Raw genomic sequence first — 17691 nt, 5'->3', positions numbered from 1 at the left:
GTACCGCCTCGCCGCCCGCGCGCCGCGGTGAAGCGGTGAAGCGGTGAAGCGGTGAAGGCCGAACGTGAACGCGAAGGCTGAACGCCGCGGCGGCGCCGTGCTGCGCGGTAGCGTCGTCGCTCGTTTGCTGCTACGGGTCGACTCTACTTCTTCCTTCGTCAGCCGGACACGTTGGACCGCGTCGCGGATCGTGAGTCATGACGTCGAGCGCCGCACGACCGAACTGCCCCCGTTGCGCCGCGCGCCGGCGCAAGGCGCCCGCGCTGCTCGCGGCGGCGTCGCTCGCGCTGGCGTCGGGCGCGGCCGCGGCGGACGAGCCGCGCGCCCCGGAGCGCGCCGGCGCGGGCGAGGCGCCCGCTGCGCAGCGCGCGCTCGTGCTGATCGTCGCCGGGCGCCCGGGTTCGCCGCTCGAGGCGCACGCCGCTGCGCTCGTCGCGGCGCACGTCCGGCCCTCGGGCGTCGGGCTCCACGTGGTGCGGCGCGCGCCGGCGCCCGCGCTCGATGTCGGCGAGCGCGTGGCGGCGGCGCGCGCGCTCGTGGAGCAATGGTCCGCGCAGGGCGCGCTGTGGATCGAGGCAGGCCCGGGCAACGAGCTCGCCCTCTATCTCTTCCCGCGCGGCGGAGAGCGCGTGTACTCGCGGCGGTTCCCGGCGCCTCCCGGGCGGACGTCCGCGGCCGTCGAGGCGCTCGCGAACGTCGCGGGCTCGGCGGCGGCGGAGGTGCTGGAGGGGCCCATCACCGGGGCCGGGATGGCGAGCCTCGAGGTCGGCGGCGCCGCGCAGGCCGCGCCCCCGCCGACGCCGTCCGCACCGCCGGACGCGCCCGCGCCGCCCGCGGCCCCTCCGTCTCGACCGCCCGCGCAGGCGCCCCCGCCGACGCCGTCCGCGGCGGCGCCGGACGAGCGCCCCGCGCCGCCGCCCTCGATGCTCGAGCGCGCTGACGCCGCGTGGTGGCGGCGGTGGTTCCTCTCGGCCGGCTACGCGGGCGGCACGTTCGGAGCGCACGTCCCCTGGCAGAGCGCCGTCTCGCTCTCGCTGTCGTGGACGCCCACGCCCGATTCCTACGTCGGCGCCGGCTACGACTGGATGGACACACAGCACCTCCAGGTGCAGCGCGCGGGTTTCGATCTGGATCTCGATCGGACGCCGCTCTTCGCGAGCGGGGGCCACCGCTTCGACATCGGGAGCGGGCGCTGGGCCTTCCATCTCGGCGGCCGGGCCACCTTCGACGTCGTCTCGCGGAGCGGCGTGTGGCGAGCGCCGCACGCGCTCTGGAGATCGCCGGGTCCGCCGGGAGCGTCCTCGCCAGAAGGACCGCCTCTGACGTCCGACAAGCGGGTGACCGACCTGCTGATCAGCGTCGCGCCCACGACGGGGCTGAGCCTCCGGATCTCCGACGAGCTCCGCATCTCCCTCTGGACGAGCCTCGACGTGCCGCTGAACCGGCTCTCGACCCCCGCGCCGCAGGTCGCCGATCTTCAGCCCGATCCCGTACGCTTCCTCGGCGGGATCGGCCTCGAGCTCGGGCCGGCCAGGCGGAGCGCCCCGCCTCGTACTGTCGCGGGGCGGTGACGGCGGGCGCGGCGTGCTCTCGCCGCGCCGGGCCACCGTCGCTCCAGGCCACCCTATAAAAAATGACTCGATCGTGCCCGCGGGAGGCACAGGGTCACCGTGGTCGTGGATGGACAGGCTCTCCTCATGAGTGTGCGCGTGACGGAGGGGTCGCGCGCTCACCAGGCCGAAGGTCCCCTCGTCTCTTCCATCGATCTCGAGCGGACCCGCCGCGCCGGGGCGGGTGATCCCGCGGCCCAGGCGTGGCTCGTGGCCAGGCTCCTCCCGGGCGTCCGTCAGGTCGCGCAGGCGTTCCTGCGGCGCTCGGCCGACGCGGACGACGCCGCGCAGCTGGCGACGCTCGCCATCCTGAGGGCCGCGCCCGCGTACCGCGGCGAGGCCGCCATCGAGGGCTGGGCGCGGCGCATCGCCGTGCGGACCGTGCTGCGGTACCTCCGCGCCGTGCGGCGGCGCGACGCCCCCATCGCAGGCGACCTGTCGGACGCCGAGGAGGTCCCGGCGTCGTCGCGAGGGAGCGCCCAGGAGGCGCTCCCGCGCCACGTGCGCGACTACCTGGGGGAGCTGCCCGAAGCCCAGCGCGAGGCGCTCATCCTGCACCACGCGCTCGAACACACCGTCGATGAGATCGCCGAGATGACCGACGTCAGCCCGGACACCGTGCGCAGCCGCCTGCGCCTCGGGATCGCCGCCCTGCGAAAGCGGGTCCGGCAGGACATCGCCGTCGGCCGGAGGAGATCGCCGTGAAGACCACCATGGCCCATGCCTCGGACGAGGAGCGCTGGATCGCGATCGTCGCAGCCGAAGGTCGCGGGGCGCCGATCGGGCCCGAGGACGCCGCGTTCCGCCGCCGCTACGAGGAGGCGCACCCGGAGCTCGCCGACGAAGCCGCGCTCTGGGCCGATCTCGGCCGGCTCGGCGCGCGGCGCGGCGGGGCTTCCGGCCCCGTGGACGACGACGCCCTGGCCGCGCGGATCCTCGCGCAGATCGCCGACGAGGCCGGGACGCAGCGCCTCCCTGCGCCAGAGGAGCGCCCCAGGCGACGCGCGATCGTACGGCGCGGGATCGCGGGTACCTTCGCCGGCGTCGCGCTCGCGGCGACGATCCTGGCCGCGCTCGCGGCCGAGCTCATGAGCCGCCGCGACGTGGCGCCCCCGCCCCCGCGCGCGCCAGACGCGGCGCCCGCGCAGGCCAGCGCCGGGATCGAGCCGCCGCCGCGCTCCCTCGACATTCAGCCCGCCGCCACGGCGCCCGCGCCGAAGGAGCCGCCTGTCGCGGGCGTGGTGGACGCCGCCGGCGCGGCGGCCGCTCCGAGGGCGGGGACAGCGCGCGAGGGCCACCGCGGCGAGGCGCGCCCCGGTCCGAGCGCCGACGACCTGCTGCGCGACGCCCAGCTGGCGCTCGCCGCCGGCCACGACGCCGATGCGTCGGCCGCGTACCTCGCGCTGCTCGCGCGCCATCCGGGCAGCCCGGAGGCGCGCGTCGCGCTCGTGTCGCTCGGCCGGCTCTCGCTCTCGGGCGGAGATCCCGCCACGGCCCTCGGCTATTTCGAGCGTTACCTCGCGTCCGGACGCGGCGGGCTCGGCGTCGAGGCGCGCTACGGCCGCGTCGAGGCCCTGCGCCAGCTCGGGCGCGAGAGCGACGAGCGGGCCGCGATCGACGACTTCCTCTCACGCCACGGCGACAGCGTCTACGCGGCCCGGCTGCGCGCCCGCGCCGAGGGCGCGGCCGAGCATTGATGGAGCGTTGATCCTCCTCGCGAGGCGCCTTCAAATTCATTGACTCGATCCCGGCGCCGGCGGGCACAAGGAGGGCAGGCAGCCGCGCCTGAAGCGCCACGCGCCGGAGCAGCCGGGGTGCGTCCCGGCGGCGGAGGCGGCGCGCGCTTCATCACGGCCTTCGCACCCAACATCCTTGAGAACGAGGAGGCTCGCGTGAGCGCGATCCTGCGATTGAAAGAGCTTGCACTCAGCGACACCGGATTCGTGTTCGATCCGGCGTCCGGCGCGACGTTCACCGTCAATCCCACCGGCCTGTGCGCCCTCAACGCCATGAAAGAGGGGCTCTCGCGCGAGGAGGTCGCCGCCCGGCTCCGCGAGCGCTTCGACATCCGCGGGGGCGACCCGGCGCGCGACGTCGGCGAGTTCGTGGAGCTCCTCCGGCAACACGGCCTCATCTCCGCCGAGCCGGAGGGAGCCCAGTGAAGACGAGGCCCCGCACCATCGCCGTCACCGGCCTCAACGCGACCGACAACCCCGCGCCCGGCGTGGGCGTCATCCGGGCGCTCCGCGCGGGCGGCGACGCCTCGCTCCGCATCGTCGGCCTCGCGTACGACGCGCTCGATCCCGGCGCGTACGCCGGCGACATCGTGAGCGACGTGTTCATGATCCCCTATCCATCGCAGGGCCTGGAGGCGTTCGTGTCCCGCCTCGAGTACGTCCACCGCCGGGTCGGGCTCGACGTGATCATCCCGACGCTCGACGCCGAGCTGCCCTCGTTCATCGACATCGCGCCGCGGCTCCACGCCATGGGGATCGGCACCTGCTTGCCCACGCGCGAGCAGCTCGATCTCCGCTCGAAGGCGAGCCTCGCCGCGCTCGGCGCCCGCGCCGGCATCCGGGTCCCGCGCACGGCGGCCCTCTCGGACGCCGACGAGCTCCTCCGCATCCACGAGCGGGTGCCTTACCCCTTCCACGTGAAGGGCGTGTTCTACGGCGCGACGCTGGCGACGACCTTCGATGAAGCGGTGTCGGCCTATTACAAGGTGATTGCCCAGTGGGGCCTCCCGGTCCTCGTCCAGGAGCACGTGACCGGGGAGGAGCTCGATGTGGTGGCCGTCGGCGACGGGGAAGGCGGGCTCGTCGGCGCCGTGCCGATGAAGAAGATGCTCCTCACCGACAAGGGAAAGGGATGGGCCGGGATCACCGTGCGCGACCCCGAGCTCGTCGGCATCGCGCAGGCCTTCGCGGAGGCGACGAGGTGGCGCGGCCCCTTCGAGGTCGAGGTGATGCGCGACGCGCACGGGCGCTATCACCTCATCGAGGTCAACCCGCGCTTCCCGGCGTGGGTGTACCTGAGCGTGGCTGCGGGGATGAACCTGCCTCGCGCCGTGGTCGATCTCGCCGCGGGCGCGCCGATCGAGCCGCTCCGCGGCTACGAGGTCGGCGCGATGTTCGTCCGCATCTCGATCGATCAGGTCGCGCGGATCAGCGACTTCCAGAGCATGGTGACGACGGGCGAGCTCGTCCGTTCAGGAGGCCTCTCGTGAACAGCCCGGTCTACGAATCGCCCAGCATCGTCCGGCACCAGATGGGGGCGATGAACAAGTTCGGCCGCCTCCAGGGCGTGCGGCCCCTCACCCACATCGACGGAGTCGCCGTCGCCGATCTCGTCGCCGAGCACGGATCACCGCTCTTCGTGTTCTCGCAGCGGACGCTCGTGAACCGCTACCGCGAGCTCCACGGCGCGTTCGCGCGCCGCTGGGCCAAGGTGCGGATCGCCTGGTCGTACAAGACGAACTACCTCGAGGCGATCTGCCGCACGTTCCACCGCGAAGGCGCCTGGGCCGAGGTCGTCTCGCCCTTCGAGTACGACAAGGCGATCCTCGCGGGCGTCCCGGCCGAGCGGATCCACTGGAACGGCCCGTACAAGCCCGACGCGGCGCTCGCGCGCGCGGTCTCCGGCGGCTCGATCATCCACATCGACAACCTCGACGAGCTCGCGCGGATCGAGCGGGTCGCCGAGCGGGTCAAGGCGCGCCCGAAGGTGGCCATCCGGGTCAACATGAACATCGAGGGACTCGCGCCGTGGAGCCGGTTCGGCCTGAACCTCGAGTCCGGCCAGGCCAGGGAGGCAGTGAACCGCCTCGTGAGCGGAGATCGCATGGAGCTCACCGGGCTGCACTGCCATATCGGCACGTTCATCCTCGACCCGGGCGCCTACGGAAAGGCGGCGTCCAAGCTGGCGCGCCTCGCCAACGAGATACGCGCCGCGCACGGGATCCGGCTCTCGTTCCTCGACCTCGGCGGCGGCTTCGCCTCGAAGAACACGCTGAAGGCGCAGTACCTGCTCGGCGAGCAGGCATCTCCGTCGTTCGAGCGCTACGCCGAGGCCATCTGCGACGGCCTCGGCGAGCTCGATTGTCCCGCACGGGAGCTCCCGACGCTCGTCCTCGAGACGGGCCGCGCGCTGGTGGACGACGCGGGGTACCTGATCGCGACGGTCGAGGCCAAGAAGCGCCTCCCCGACGGGCGCAGCGGCCTCGTCCTCGACGCGGGCGTCAACCTGCTCTTCACCTCGTTCTGGTACAAACACGATGTCGTCCCGGCGCAGGAGTTCAGCGCCATGCAGGAGCCCACCGTGATGTTCGGCCCGCTGTGCATGAACATCGACGTGGTGCGCGACACCATGCAGTTCCCGGCGTCGTCCCCGGGAGATCGGCTCGTGTTCCGCAACGTGGGCGCCTACAACGTGACGCAATGGCACCAGTTCATCACCCTCCGTCCGGCGGTGGTGATGGTGGGCGAGGGAGGCGCCTCCTGCATCCGCCGCGCGGAGACGCTCGACGATTTCCGCGCCGTCGAGGACGTGCCGGCATGGCTCAGGTGATCCCCGCGCCGACGAGCGGCGCGGCGCACGCGACCTGGACGGCCCGGCGCCGTCGGATCGCGGCGGCCGTGAGCTCGCTGCTCGCGAGGAGCGGCGTCGCCGAGATGGGGGAGTCGCTCCTCCGGGTCTACGCGCACATCCTGTTCTCGCGCTCGCCGGCCGTGGGGCTGCTCGTGCTGCTCGCGACCACCACCGTGCCACGCGCCTTCGTGTTCGGCGTCATCGCGGCGTGCGCGGCGAACGGGGCCGCGCTCCTCCTCGACCTCGAGAAGGACGCCGTGAGGGAGGGGTCATACGCGTACAACGCGCTCCTCGTCGGCCTCGGCGTGGCGCAGTCGTTCACCGCGGACGGCCCCGCTGTCGCCGTCGCGCTGCTCGGCGCCGCCGCGTGCGTGGTGGTCACGGCCGCGCTGCGCTCCCTCTCCGGTCCTGGTTCCGGCGGCGCCGCCGGCCTGCCGGTGCTCTCGCTGCCGTTCGTCGTCGTCTTCCACCTGACGCTGAGCACCTCGGCGTTCTCCGGGCTCACGCTCGCGGCGCACGCGCAAGGCCCGCCCGCGATCGAGGGCCTGCCCGCGCCCATCGCGCTGTTCACGCGGTGCCTCGGCGGCCTCTTCTTCCTGCCCCGCGCCGACGCGGGCGCGCTGGTGCTCGCCGCGCTCCTCGTCCACAGCCGGATCGCCGCGCTCCTCGCCGCGCTCGCGTTCGCGGCGGTGCTCGGGCTCGCCTCGCGATGGCTCTCGCTCCCTGACGGCGCGCTCGACGTGCTCGGCTACAACGCCGTCCTCACGGCGGTCGGGCTGGGCGGCGTCTGGTTCGTCCCCTCGGCGTCCTCGTTCGCGCTCGGCCTGTCCGGCGCCGTCGCCGCCGCGCTCGTCACCGCCGGCGCGATGGCGCCGCTCGCGCGGCTCGGCGCGGCGCCGCTGATCCTGCCGTTCAACGTCACCGTCGTCGCCGCCCTCCTCGCGATGCGGCGGCGCGCGCGCGACGAGCGTCCCAAGGCCGTGGATTTCCTCCCGGGCACGCCCGAGCAGAACCTCGCGTACTTCCGCACGCGGCGCGCGCGCTTCCAGCGGTCGCCGCACGGGGTGAGCTTCCGGCTCCCGTTCCGCGGCACGTGGACGTGCACGCAGGCGGTCGACGGCGCGTTCACGCACAAGGAGCAGTGGCGCTATGCCTTCGATTTCCAGGTGATGGACGAAGGTGGCCGCGCCTTCCGCGGCGCCGGGAGCGCGCCGCAGGACTTCCACTGCCACCGGCTGCCCGTGGTCGCGGCCGCCGACGGCACCGTGGTGAAGGTCGAATCGAGCGTGCCCGACAGCGACGTCGGCGCGATGAACCTCGAGCAGAACTGGGGCAACCACGTCATCGTGGCCCACGCGCCCGGCGTCTACTCCATGGTCGCGCATCTCGCGCGCGGGACGCTCAAGGTCGTGGAGGGGCAATGGGTGAAGCGGGGCGACGTCCTCGGGCTCGCCGGCAGCTCGGGTCGATCCCCCGAGCCGCACCTGCACTTCCAGCTCCAGTCGACCCACAAGCTCGGCGCGCCGACGCTCCCATGCAGCTTCACCGACGTGGTCACGGTCGGCGAGGAGGCGCGGCTCTGGCCCAGCCTGGAGCCGCGGGAGGGCGACGCCGTGCGCTCCATCGAGGCCGACGAGGACGTGTCCGCGTACTTCGGCTTCACCTGCGCCGACACCTGGGCGTACCGCGTCGGCGCGCACGTCGAGCGCGTCACGTGCGACGTGGACGTCTACGGGCGGCTCCTGATCCGCTCGGAGGACCGCGCCGCGTCGCTCTTCTACGGCAGGAGCGACGACCTGTTCACGAGCTTCGACGCGGTGGGCGACGACGCGTCGGTCGTTCACCTGCTGCGCGCGGCGCTCCCGCGGGTGCCGCTCGAGGGCAGCGCCTCGCTCCGCTGGGCGGACATGCTGCCGGCGCGGCGGTTCCGCGCGGTCGCGCTCCGGGCGCTCGCCGACTTCGTCGCCCCCTTCCTGCCAGGCGACGGGATCGAGATGGACCTCAGGATGCGCCGCGAGGGCGACCTCCTCGTGGTGCTCGGCGAGTCGCGGCGGCGCGATCGCCGCGGCGAGCCGCTCGTGCGGACGCGGGCGGAGCTCACGAGGGGCAGAGGGCCGCTCAGGGTCGAGATCACGGCGCAGGGCCGCACGCGGGTGGCGGAGCGGGTCCAGGACGCCGACAGGAAATTCACCGTGTCATTCGGCGAGGAGACGTCATGAGAGCGAGTCGATGGTTCTTCGTGATGCTGGTCGGTTGTGCCTTGAGCGGCGTCCCTTCCGGGGCCGCCGAGGCGGAGGGGAGGCCGGCGGACCTGTTCCAGCTGTCCTATGACGCCGAGGCCGCCGGGAAGGTGCAGGACGCGCTCGCCGCGCTCGATCGCCTCCCTGCGCCGCAGAAGGATGGCTACGTGGCGGAGCTCCGCCGCGGCTGGCTCTATCACAAGCTCGGGCGCAACAAGGAGGCCGTCGACGCGTACGGCAGGGCGAGCGCGATCGAGCCGAGATCGGTCGAGTCGCGCGTCGGCGCGCTGCTCCCGCAGATGGCGCTGCGCCGGTGGGCCGACGTGGAAGCGACCGCGCGGAAGGCGCTGCAGCTCGACCCCGCGAACTACCTCGCCAGCCTGCGGCTCGCGTTCGCCCTGTACAACCTGGCGCGCTACCCGGAGGCGGCGACGATCTACGGCCGGCTCGCGGAGATGTACCCGAGCGACGTCGAGGTGCGCTCGGGCCTCGGCTGGTCGCTGCTCAAGATGGGCAAGGGCGGCGACGCCGCGCGGGAGCTCCGGCGGGTCCTCGACATCGCGCCCAAGCACGCGCTGGCCCGGGACGGGCTGCGCGCGGCGGGCGTCTCGAACTGACGCGCCGGCGCGCGCCGCGAGCCGCCCGGGTCGGGTCAGCCGCCGGGGGGGCCCAGGATCACCGGCCCTGGCGAGAGGAGGTGGGTGCCATTCATCAACCAAACCGCCATCTGGCTCGTCCCCAGGCGTTGCCACACGACGTCCGTCATCAGATCGCCGTTGACGTCGCCGGCGGCGATCGCTCTCCAGCCGCCGCCGATCGGCCCGGGGATCACCGGCCCCACGTCGAGGAGCTCGACGCCGTTCATCAGCCACACCGCGATGAGGCCCTTGTCCTCGTTGGACCAAAGCACGTCCGCCATGCCGTCAGCGTTGAAATCGCTCGCCCAGAGGACTTCCCATCCCTCGCCGGCCGGCCCGGGGATCACCGGCCCCCGCCCGAGGACCTCGGTGTTGCTCATCAGCCACACTGTCATCAGGTTGCGCACGTCGTCGTTCCAGATCACGTCCCCGATGCGATCGAAGTTGAAGTCGGGCACGGGGCCGATGTCCCAGTCGCCGCCCGGCCCCGGAAGGAACGGGCCCGGCGCGAGCAGCTGATTGCCATCCATCAGCCACACCGTCATCAACTTCTTCTCCTCGTTGTAAAAGAGCACATCCGAGCCGAGGTCGCGGTTGAAGTCGTTCGGCCGGATCACCCAGCCTCTGCCGCGCGGCCCGGGGATCACCGGCCCCTGCGCGAACGGCCGGCCTCCGTCCATGAGCCAGATCGTTATCAGGTCCCGCTGATCGTGACGCCAGATCACGTCCCCCATGCCATCGATGTTGAAATCGTTCGCTATGGCGATCCAGCCTCTGCCGGCCGGCCCCTGAAGGATCGGGCCCGGCGTGAGCAGCTGGGCTCCGTCCATGAACCATATGGCCATGCGGCTGCGATCGGGGTCGATCCAGAGGACATCCTGTTTTCCGTCGAAATTGAAGTCGATCGTCTGGATGATCCTCCACCCGTAGGCGCTGGCCCGCTGTTCTGCGACCCCGAGGGTGGGAGTCGCAGGCGCCGCGGATCCGCCCTCGTCGGGCAGGTCGACGCCGGCGGCGCAGCCGAGCACGGCGTGAATCGCAGCGGCGGCACACAGATACTTGGTCACGACCACAGGACTCGTCACGCTCGCCTCTCCTGCGCCGCGTGCGCGGCACGGCAGCCGCTCCTGGGGGGATGCGCGACCTCGCCCGTGGGCACGCCGCTCACGCGCCTCCTGGAACGGCAAGCGCCAGTCCATTCGCGACCGGCGTCGGCGCCGGGAGCGCTCGCGCTGTGGACGCCGCGGCGGCGCGCGCGGGGGAGCGCGCTCCACTCCACGCTTCTTGCAGGGAGCGTCGCCCCATAGGACTTCTATGCTCATCGAGCTGGTCTCACGGAGGACTCCCGAGCTCACGGGCTGGCTGCGCTCTGGCCGCTGCCGTCTCGGAGTCGGAAGAAGAGGCCTCCCGGGACACCGGGACGCGGAAGGCGACGATCGGCTCCTCGGCGCACTCCACGCCGGAGTAGCTCCGTCGCTTCGCTGCTCTGATCGCAACCCAGGGGAGTGAACATGTCTGTTCCTGACGTGAAGCTCGTGCTCGGCACGGCGATGCTGCTCGTTCCATCCATCACTTGCGTGAGCCCGCGCGAGGCGCCCGAGGTGTCCGAGCGCGCGGACAGCGGCGCACGAGCCGGGGTCGGCGAGGCCCGGCAGGCCCTGTGTTTTGGTCGGACGATCACGAACGTCCTCGTTCTACCGGAGACGTTCCACTGGGAGGATGCCGGCCACCTGCTCCGCGTGGCGGAGGGGTTCGGCCCGCGGACGCTCAGCGTCTCCGTATCGGCGAGCGTCACGCCCGCGGTGCGCGTGCTGAGCACCGTCACGCCCCGGCAGCCCCCGCTCGCGACGCCCTCGCGCCCGGCAAGCAGCCGCGCGCTCAACAACTTCTGGCCTTTCCCGGCGCTATCGGAGGACGAGCCGTCCGGGTTCTTCCAGCCCTTCCCGGGCATGCCGGGCGGCTTCCCGGGGGGCGACGACGACACCTTGGGCCCTCAGCCTTCGACGGGAATGTCGGGCAGCGGCGGCGGCTGGAGCTATCAGCCCGCGCCGGGCATGCCGGGCGGCGGCACCTGGGGTCCTCAGCCTTCTTCCTCGGCCACGTCGGGCGGCGACATGTCCTCGGGCGCGCAGCCGGGCCCGCTGGACGATTGCGTGCCGTCGGACGAGCAGATCACCAAGGCGGTCGGGTTCGACGTGAGCGCGACCGTCGCGCTCGACGCGACCTCGGTCCTGTTCGTGCCCACGGCCGCGCTCGCGCGGGTCTCGGCCTATCCGGTCTACCAGCAATACACATGGGATATCGTCAGCACCACCGGCTGGAACTGGGAGACCCGTGCAGCAGAGACCGTCGTCGTGGGCTCTGGCATTGCCTACAGGCCGATCGGTATCTATTTCGATACTGACCTCATCTATGATCTGGCCGCGATCGGCGGCGGTCTGATCGATCCGGGCCCGTACGTGGACCCCGGCGGCAACGGCGGCAACGGCGGCGCGGGCAACGGCTCGACCCCCGGTGACGACGGGGGCGGCGGCGGCGCGGGCGGCGCGGGCGGCAACGGCGCCACCGGCGGCGCGGGCGGCAACGGCGCCACCGGCGGCGCGGGCGGTAACGGGGCCACCGGCGGCGCGGGCGGCAACGGGGCCACCGGCGGCGCGGGCGGCGGGGCCACCAGCGGCGCGGGCGGCGCCGGCACCCAGGACGGCTCGGGCGGTCCTTGGATCATCGATCCGTAGACCGCTGGCAGCGCCGGCGCTTCAGATAGGGCGACCGGCACCGACACCGGCGGCGGGGGCTCGCAAAGCAGCCGATCTCGGCGCTCCCGCGCGCCGCCCTACCGCGGCGCCCGCGCGATCTCGTCGGCCGCCCGCGCCCTCTCCTCCGCCGACTTCGACAGCGGCCCCGTCAGGAGCGCCTGCGCCTCGCGGAAGCGCGCCGCCACGTCGGACCAGTAGCTCGCTTCCGCGCCCTGCGGGGCGGCGATCTGCTTGATGACGGCCGCGTCGTACGCCGCGATGCCCGCGTACGTCGAGGCGGGCTTCGCGCGGGCCACCCAGTCGAGCGCGGCGAGTTCGCCGAGGCCCAGCGCCGCGAGCGGCGCCCGCCGCATCATGAGCGCCGCGTCCTCGGGGCCGTTGCGCAGGCCGAGCGCGACCGCGAGCAGCGTCGTCGCCTCGGCGGGGCGCGGCGTGTCCTTGGGCCACGCCGCGAGCAGCGCGGTCGCTTGATCGAAGTCCACGGCCCGCCAGTACAGCCGGCCGAGCTCGAGCCGCGCCCTCGCATAGAGGAGCCTCGACTCGGGCGAGAGCTGCGCGGTGCGCAGCGCCGCGCGGTGCTGCAGTGGAACGCCCCGGCCGAGCAGGACGCGCAGGAGCTCGGGCCGCGCCGCCGCCTCGGGCGCGATCAGGCGGCCCGCGTAGTACGTCGGCAGCCGGGCCGCGAGCCGCTCGACGGCCGACGAGGGGGGGGTGCCCGCCGCGAGCGGCGGCAGCTCCAGCGTGTCCAGCGCGTCGACGCGCCGGCCGCCATAGAGGCGGGAGAGCATCTCGCGCGCGCCGTCGACGCGGGCGTCGTGGAGCACGCCGACCGACGAGAGCTCGCGCAGACCGACGAGCGCGGCGTCACGGCCGCGGGCCTTCCAGGGATCGAGCAGCTGATCGAGCTCGCCGTAGTAGACGTTGGCGAGCTCCGCGTCCTTCCGCATGGCGTCCGGCAGCGGCGCGGACCGGACCGCCTCGACGAGCCGCATGTCGGCCCGCCCGGACTCCACGGCGACGATGCCCTTCGCGTAGAACGGAAGCTCGACGCCGCGCCGCCCGAGATCCTCGATCGCCCGGGCCTGCTCCGTCACCCACGCGAAGAGCGGCCCCTTCGTAAACGCGAGGACGCGCTGGACATCGTAGGGCGGCCGCAGCGTGGGCGGCTCGGTCGCGGTGCGCGCGAGCCGGGCGGAGAGCGTCAGGCCGAGGAGCACCTGGTAGAGGTCGCCCCGGAGCGCGCCGGGCGGCGTTTCGAGGAGCGGCGCGGCGATGGCGTCGCCGCAGGTGATGGGCGCGAGCTCGGCCCGGAGCGCGCGCGCGAGGCCCGCCTCGAGGCCCGCGCACGCCTCGACGCCCGCGAGCCGCGCGTCGCGCTTCGCGACGTCGTCCTCGGCGAGCGCCGCGTCGAGCGCCTCGATCGCGCCCTGCGCGTCGCCGCAGGGCTGCGCGGGCGCGACGGGGGCGCGCCGCGCGAACGCCTCGCAGGCGCGCGGCACGGCGGGCACGCCGGCCGGCGCCGGGGGGACCAGCGCGGTCTTCGGGTCGAAGGGCGCCGGCTTCAGGATCGGGAGCCACTCGTCCTTGAGCGTGCCGTGGACGGCGAAGGCCTCTTCCTCCGGGAGCGGCGCCGGCGGCGGCGCCGCCGGGCGGCCGTCGCCCGGCGAAACCGGCGCGTTCGGCGCGGGCGGAGGCGCCCCGGCGCAGGCCGCGAGGGAGAGCCCGATCGCGGCGGCGAGGGCGTTGAAGGCGAAGTGCGAGCGAAGGTTGGAGGGCATCACGTCTCCTTGGACACGGGCGGTCCGCAAAGGTTTCGCGGACGAGCGGCGGGCGTCCATCACAATCCGAGCGGGGGCGCAACCTGCGCGTCGCCCACGGCACGACGCCGCGGCCGGCGCCCGACCTGGGCTCCCTCTCTCGGTCACGCCCTCACCGCAGCCCGACAGCCGCGTTCGACGGGTATCGATCGCAGAACGCAAACAGCGAACCTTGTGGTGCGCATCGCACCCACGGCCCTTGACGCTCCGTCCTCAATGCGATGTCATCGTCTCGAAGGACAACCATGTACACTGGGATGCCTACCGTTCGGGACTGCCTCCATCGAGCCGGCGCGTGGCTGGGTGCTCGCAGGCGACGCATGCGCTGTATGGAGACCGGGCTGATTGTGGGACTCGCGTCCCTGCTCTCGGCGTCCTGCTCGTCGACGGCGACCGATGAGCCCGAGGAGCCCGAGAACGCCATCAAGATTGGGGCCCTCCTCCCCTTCTCCGGGAGCGAGTCGGCCATCGGCCGCAACCTCGAGCAAGCCATGTTGCTCGCGGTCGAAGATCTGACCGCCGCGGGCGGGCTCGGAGGGAGGCCGTTCGACATCGTGAGCCGAGACAGCCACTCGAGCCAGGAGCGCGGGCTCGACCAGCTTCTCTCGCTGATCTACACGGATGACGTCCGCTACCTGGTGGGGCCCGAAGAGAACGAGCTCGCCCGCGACATCGCGTTCGAGGTGAAGAAGGAGGACCTCCTCCACATGCTGCCGGGCTATGCCGCGCCCTCCATCGCGCGCCGCGATGACGTGGGCGGCAGGATGAGGCTCGCCCCTTCCCCGTTCGCCATCGGCTGCGCGCTCGCGAAATACATCGTCAGCGACGGCGTCCGCACCGCCAATAGCCTCTCCGCGCGGGACGACTACAACACAGGCGTCAGCACCGAGTTCACGACCCATTTCGCGGCGCTCCAGGGCAGGATCCTCCCCTCGGTGACGTTCAAGCCGGGCGCGCAGACGTACAAGGACAAGATCGAAGCCGCCTTCAACCTGGACGACCGGGATCGGGCACCGGCTGGCCGCACGCTGCTGGCCGCCTATCCCGCCGCCGCCTCGACCATCGTGACCGAATGGACCGTCCGCGGACGTCCGGGCAGGTGGCTCCTCGGCCCTGCATTGCACACCGAGGTGTTCCTCGCCAACATCCCTCAAGGCACCCTCGATGACGATTCCTATGGGATCTCGCCCTCGCTCAGCCTGCGGAGCGAGTGCAGCCCCAAGGACGACACCGGCGAGAAGCTCGACTGCACGAACTGGAACGCCACCGCCTTCACCTATCACTTCTCCCGCCGGTGGAACGGCGAGGTGCCGTTCCCCGCAGCGCACTTCTATTACGACGGCGTCGTCCTCATCGCGATGGGCCTCGTGTACGGCTACGCGACCACCGGGCAGATCATCACGTCCGGGCATGAGCTGCGGCAGAAGATCCTCGAGCTCAACGATCCCAAGAACGACGTGGCCTTGTGGTGGGATCTGAACACCGCGATGGCCAAGCTCCGCGCGGGGACCCCGCTCCGCTACGTCGGGGCGGCCGCCGAATACGAGTTCGACGCCTACGGGGCGAGCCAGAATCACATCATGCAAAGGTGGGTCATCGAAGGCGACCAGTTCCGCGATCTCGACCCCTTCGACGCCAAGTGCGTGGTCCAGCAATGATCTAGAGCGGTCTCCGCTCTGCTAAACTGCAGAGCAGAGCGACGGTCTCCCGCACAGGGAGACGGGCCCAGATCGGCGTTTTCGGCGCGGAAGCGCACGAAAGGGCGCTGAGGTGCGCCGATCGCGTCGCGGCGGTCGCCCGCACAGGAAACGGGCCCATCTCGACGTTTTCGGTGCTCAGTAACGGTGTCGTAGCTCGAAGAAGATCTCGCGGGGCGCGAGCGGGTACTCGAAGCCCGAGAACCCGGGATCCGGGCCGAAGGTGCCGAGGATGTTCTTGGCGCGCACGGCCAGGGTCGTCTCGTGCCCCGGGATGATCCACAGGTTGCGCGCGACCAGGCTGGCGTTCCACCTGAGGTACGTGGGCAGCTCGAACGCGCCGCCGGCCTCCAGGGTGCTCGCCTCCGCGGACCGCCGGGGCCCGACGAGGATCCCTTGCGTCGAGAGCTCCAGCGGCACGGAGCTCGGCGACGGCAGCTTCACATAGGCCCCGGCACGGGCGATCCAGCCCGGGTAAGCGACCATCGACGAGCCGACCAGATCCGCCTGGTACCCCACCTGGCCGGACTCCCGGGTGGAGTGCACGGTCTCGAACGACCCGTAGCCCCCGAAGGCGTCGCCGTGCCGCAGCTCGGCGCGGGTCGCCCAGATCAAGGACTTCTGGCTGGACACGTTCAAGGCCGTCTGGTTGATGCCCCGCGGGACGAACTCTGCCTTGTCGTTCAAGAGGCTGTACGACACCCCCGTGCTCGCCGAGGCCCAGACAGCAGGCCTCCACGTCAGCTCCGCATCCACGGTGTGGATGAGCTGAGGCGACAGGCGCTCATTCCCGATCACGTCGCCCGGCACGAGCGGCTGGGCGAAGAGCAAATACGGGGAGGGCGCCTTGAAGGCGCTGCCGTACAGCAGCTTGGCCACGACCGTCTTCCCCAGGTGCGAGGTCGCCCCGAATCGACCGGTCAGCTGATTGCCATACTTGCTGTGGTGATCGTAACGGAGCCCGCCTGTGAGCTTCAGCCATGGATCGAGCACCTTGAGGTTGGCGCTAAGGAGCGCCCCGATGTCGACCAGCTCGGCCGACTGCCGCTCCCGCTCCGGCGAGCCGAAGGACTGCCCCGTCTCCTTGGTGACCCGACGGAAGGACGGCATGTCCTCCTTGTCGTAGACGGACTCCAGATTCAATATCAGGTTGAATCGGTCCCATGGCATCCACCGGGCCTCGACGTTCGCGTCCACGCCGCGATACGCCATGCGCCGCTCGATGTAATACCAGCCGCCGGCGACGTCCACGCGATCGGCCGGCAGGACGCCGCCCTGGAAGTACATCCCCTGCACCGCGAACGCGAGCTCCCGGTTCAGCTGGAAAAGCCCGTCGACCGCCACCCGACGCTGCTGGAGGCTGACCACCGTGCCGGCGCGGTTCCCGTCGTCGTCCGTCCCGCCGGTGAGCTGTGCCCATTGCGCAAAATCCCCGCCGCGCCGGAGGCCTGACCAGTAGGCGCTGAGCCTGAGGTGGTGCCCACGCTCGGGGCTGCGGAACCCGATGCGCGCCCCGACGACCCCCGACATGCGCTCGAGGTTCTGGGCGTCCAGGCGCCCCGCGTTGTAGGGCGGGATGAGGGCCGCCGGGGACTGGGTAGGCATCTCCAGGCCGCTTCGATCATCGAGCTCCCCCGCGGCCGTCAGCATCATCTCGAAGCGATCGGTGAACATGCCGCCCACCAGGTCGAGACGGCCGCGCGGGTGGTCCCTCGTCACGCCGACTTGCACCGTGCCGTCGACGAAGGGAATGTCCTCCGGATCGAGCGTGATGATGTTGACGACCCCTAGGAACGCATCGGCGCCATAGAGCGCCGACGCCGGACCGCGGACGATCTCGATCTGCTTGACGGCCGACAGCGGTATCAGCTCCGTGCCCAGCCAGTTGCCGCTGGTGGTCCGGAACGCCGCCGATCGCCCGTTGATCATCACCTTGATCCCGCCGCTCTCGGCCCCCAGCCCGCCCGTCATCCCCTGCACGCCGGCGTTCGGCAGGATGTGATCGTCGATAAGGTAGAACCCGACGACGTGCTCCAGCACCTCGCCGACGCTCGTATATCCCCAGCGCTGGATCTCTTCCGCGGTGATCGCCGTCATGATGGCGGGCGCGTCGTCGAGGGTCTCCAGCGTCTTGGTGGCCGTCGACACCTCGACGTCGAGCAGCCGCAAGAGGTCGACGTCCTCGAGCGCGTCGTTCCGGCGCTCACCCCCCACCGCCTTCGGCGCTGCCGGCGCCGTCGCGGCCGTCGGCTGGGCCCATGCGAGACCGGGGATCGAAGCGATCACCAGCGCGACCATCCACCTGGTTTCGAGTGAGGCAAGCATCATGCGGGTTCAGTGGGCTCC

At 72.2% G+C, this 17691-nt stretch carries 13 protein-coding genes; 10 read left to right on the top strand and 3 right to left on the bottom strand.

The annotated features are described in order from the left end of the window. Nucleotides 1–197: 197 nt before the first annotated feature. The 8 genes from WMF14_RS07730 to WMF14_RS07695 all read left to right on the top strand — a co-directional run bounded on the left by WMF14_RS07730 (nucleotide 198) and on the right by WMF14_RS07695 (nucleotide 9054). Nucleotides 198–1571 carry a hypothetical protein gene (locus WMF14_RS07730; protein WP_437799652.1) on the top strand — a complete coding sequence of 458 codons (1374 nt, stop codon included), beginning with the start codon at nucleotides 198–200 and terminating at the stop codon, nucleotides 1569–1571. A 126-nt stretch (nucleotides 1572–1697) separates the two neighbouring features. Further along, nucleotides 1698–2315, top strand: a complete 618-nt coding sequence (locus tag WMF14_RS07725; RefSeq protein WP_272101027.1) for an RNA polymerase sigma factor — start codon at nucleotides 1698–1700, stop codon at nucleotides 2313–2315. Continuing rightward, nucleotides 2312–3307, top strand: coding sequence for a tetratricopeptide repeat protein (locus tag WMF14_RS07720; protein WP_437799650.1), 996 nt, complete (start codon nucleotides 2312–2314; stop codon nucleotides 3305–3307). Before WMF14_RS07725 ends, WMF14_RS07720 begins: the two co-directional genes overlap by 4 nt. A 195-nt stretch (nucleotides 3308–3502) precedes the next feature. Further along, a complete protein-coding gene (locus WMF14_RS07715) occupies nucleotides 3503–3772 on the top strand; it encodes a PqqD family protein (protein ID WP_437328120.1) in 270 nt (89 codons plus the stop codon). Continuing rightward, nucleotides 3769–4836 carry an ATP-grasp domain-containing protein gene (locus WMF14_RS07710; RefSeq protein ID WP_272101022.1) on the top strand — a complete coding sequence of 356 codons (1068 nt, stop codon included), beginning with the start codon at nucleotides 3769–3771 and terminating at the stop codon, nucleotides 4834–4836. The genes WMF14_RS07715 and WMF14_RS07710 overlap by 4 nt, the downstream gene beginning before the upstream one ends. Next, nucleotides 4833–6176, top strand: coding sequence for a hypothetical protein (locus WMF14_RS07705; RefSeq protein WP_272101021.1), 1344 nt, complete (start codon nucleotides 4833–4835; stop codon nucleotides 6174–6176). The genes WMF14_RS07710 and WMF14_RS07705 overlap by 4 nt, the downstream gene beginning before the upstream one ends. Then, the gene (locus WMF14_RS07700) at nucleotides 6164–8416 is read left to right on the top strand and encodes an urea transporter (RefSeq protein WP_437799648.1); all 2253 of its coding nucleotides are present in this window, start codon (nucleotides 6164–6166) and stop codon (nucleotides 8414–8416) included. Before WMF14_RS07705 ends, WMF14_RS07700 begins: the two co-directional genes overlap by 13 nt. Continuing rightward, on the top strand, nucleotides 8413–9054 hold the full coding sequence (locus WMF14_RS07695; protein WP_437799646.1) for a tetratricopeptide repeat protein: 642 nt from the start codon (nucleotides 8413–8415) through the stop codon (nucleotides 9052–9054). The genes WMF14_RS07700 and WMF14_RS07695 overlap by 4 nt, the downstream gene beginning before the upstream one ends. Before the next feature lie 35 nt (nucleotides 9055–9089). Here the strand turns inward: WMF14_RS07695 and WMF14_RS07690 are convergent, their stop codons facing one another. After that, complete coding sequence (locus WMF14_RS07690) at nucleotides 9090–10142, bottom strand: FG-GAP repeat domain-containing protein (protein ID WP_437799644.1); 1053 nt, start codon at nucleotides 10140–10142, stop codon at nucleotides 9090–9092. Between the two features lie 444 nt (nucleotides 10143–10586). Here WMF14_RS07690 and WMF14_RS07685 point away from each other — a divergent pair, with 444 nt between their 5' ends. Next, nucleotides 10587–11810, top strand: a complete 1224-nt coding sequence (locus tag WMF14_RS07685) for a hypothetical protein (RefSeq protein ID WP_437799642.1) — start codon at nucleotides 10587–10589, stop codon at nucleotides 11808–11810. Nucleotides 11811–11908: 98 nt separating this feature from the next. Here the strand turns inward: WMF14_RS07685 and WMF14_RS07680 are convergent, their stop codons facing one another. Then, nucleotides 11909–13609: a hypothetical protein gene (locus WMF14_RS07680; RefSeq protein WP_437799640.1), complete on the bottom strand. Its 1701-nt coding sequence runs from the start codon at nucleotides 13607–13609 to the stop codon at nucleotides 11909–11911. A 386-nt stretch (nucleotides 13610–13995) separates the two neighbouring features. On the opposite strand from WMF14_RS07680, the gene WMF14_RS07675 reads away from it, so the two are divergent. Next, nucleotides 13996–15306 carry an ABC transporter substrate-binding protein gene (locus WMF14_RS07675; protein ID WP_437799638.1) on the top strand — a complete coding sequence of 437 codons (1311 nt, stop codon included), beginning with the start codon at nucleotides 13996–13998 and terminating at the stop codon, nucleotides 15304–15306. Nucleotides 15307–15483: 177 nt separating this feature from the next. Here the strand turns inward: WMF14_RS07675 and WMF14_RS07670 are convergent, their stop codons facing one another. Beyond that, nucleotides 15484–17631: a TonB-dependent receptor plug domain-containing protein gene (locus tag WMF14_RS07670; RefSeq protein ID WP_437799636.1), complete on the bottom strand. Its 2148-nt coding sequence runs from the start codon at nucleotides 17629–17631 to the stop codon at nucleotides 15484–15486. Nucleotides 17632–17691 lie beyond the last annotated feature (60 nt).

This window comes from Sorangium sp. So ce693 (assembly GCF_051521375.1).
Lineage (GTDB): Bacteria > Myxococcota_A > Polyangia > Polyangiales > Polyangiaceae > Sorangium > Sorangium atrum.
This window is presented reverse-complemented; position numbering and strand designations above follow the sequence as displayed.

Coding starts and splice junctions, on each gene's coding strand:
- WMF14_RS07725 (WP_272101027.1), top strand. CDS start 1,698: ATGAGTGTGCGCGTGACGGAGGGGTCGCGCGCTCACCAGGCCGAAGGT.
- WMF14_RS07700 (WP_437799648.1), top strand. CDS start 6,164: ATGGCTCAGGTGATCCCCGCGCCGACGAGCGGCGCGGCGCACGCGACC.
- WMF14_RS07685 (WP_437799642.1), top strand. CDS start 10,587: ATGTCTGTTCCTGACGTGAAGCTCGTGCTCGGCACGGCGATGCTGCTC.
- WMF14_RS07695 (WP_437799646.1), top strand. CDS start 8,413: ATGAGAGCGAGTCGATGGTTCTTCGTGATGCTGGTCGGTTGTGCCTTG.
- WMF14_RS07730 (WP_437799652.1), top strand. CDS start 198: ATGACGTCGAGCGCCGCACGACCGAACTGCCCCCGTTGCGCCGCGCGC.
- WMF14_RS07680 (WP_437799640.1), bottom strand. CDS start 13,609: ATGCCCTCCAACCTTCGCTCGCACTTCGCCTTCAACGCCCTCGCCGCC.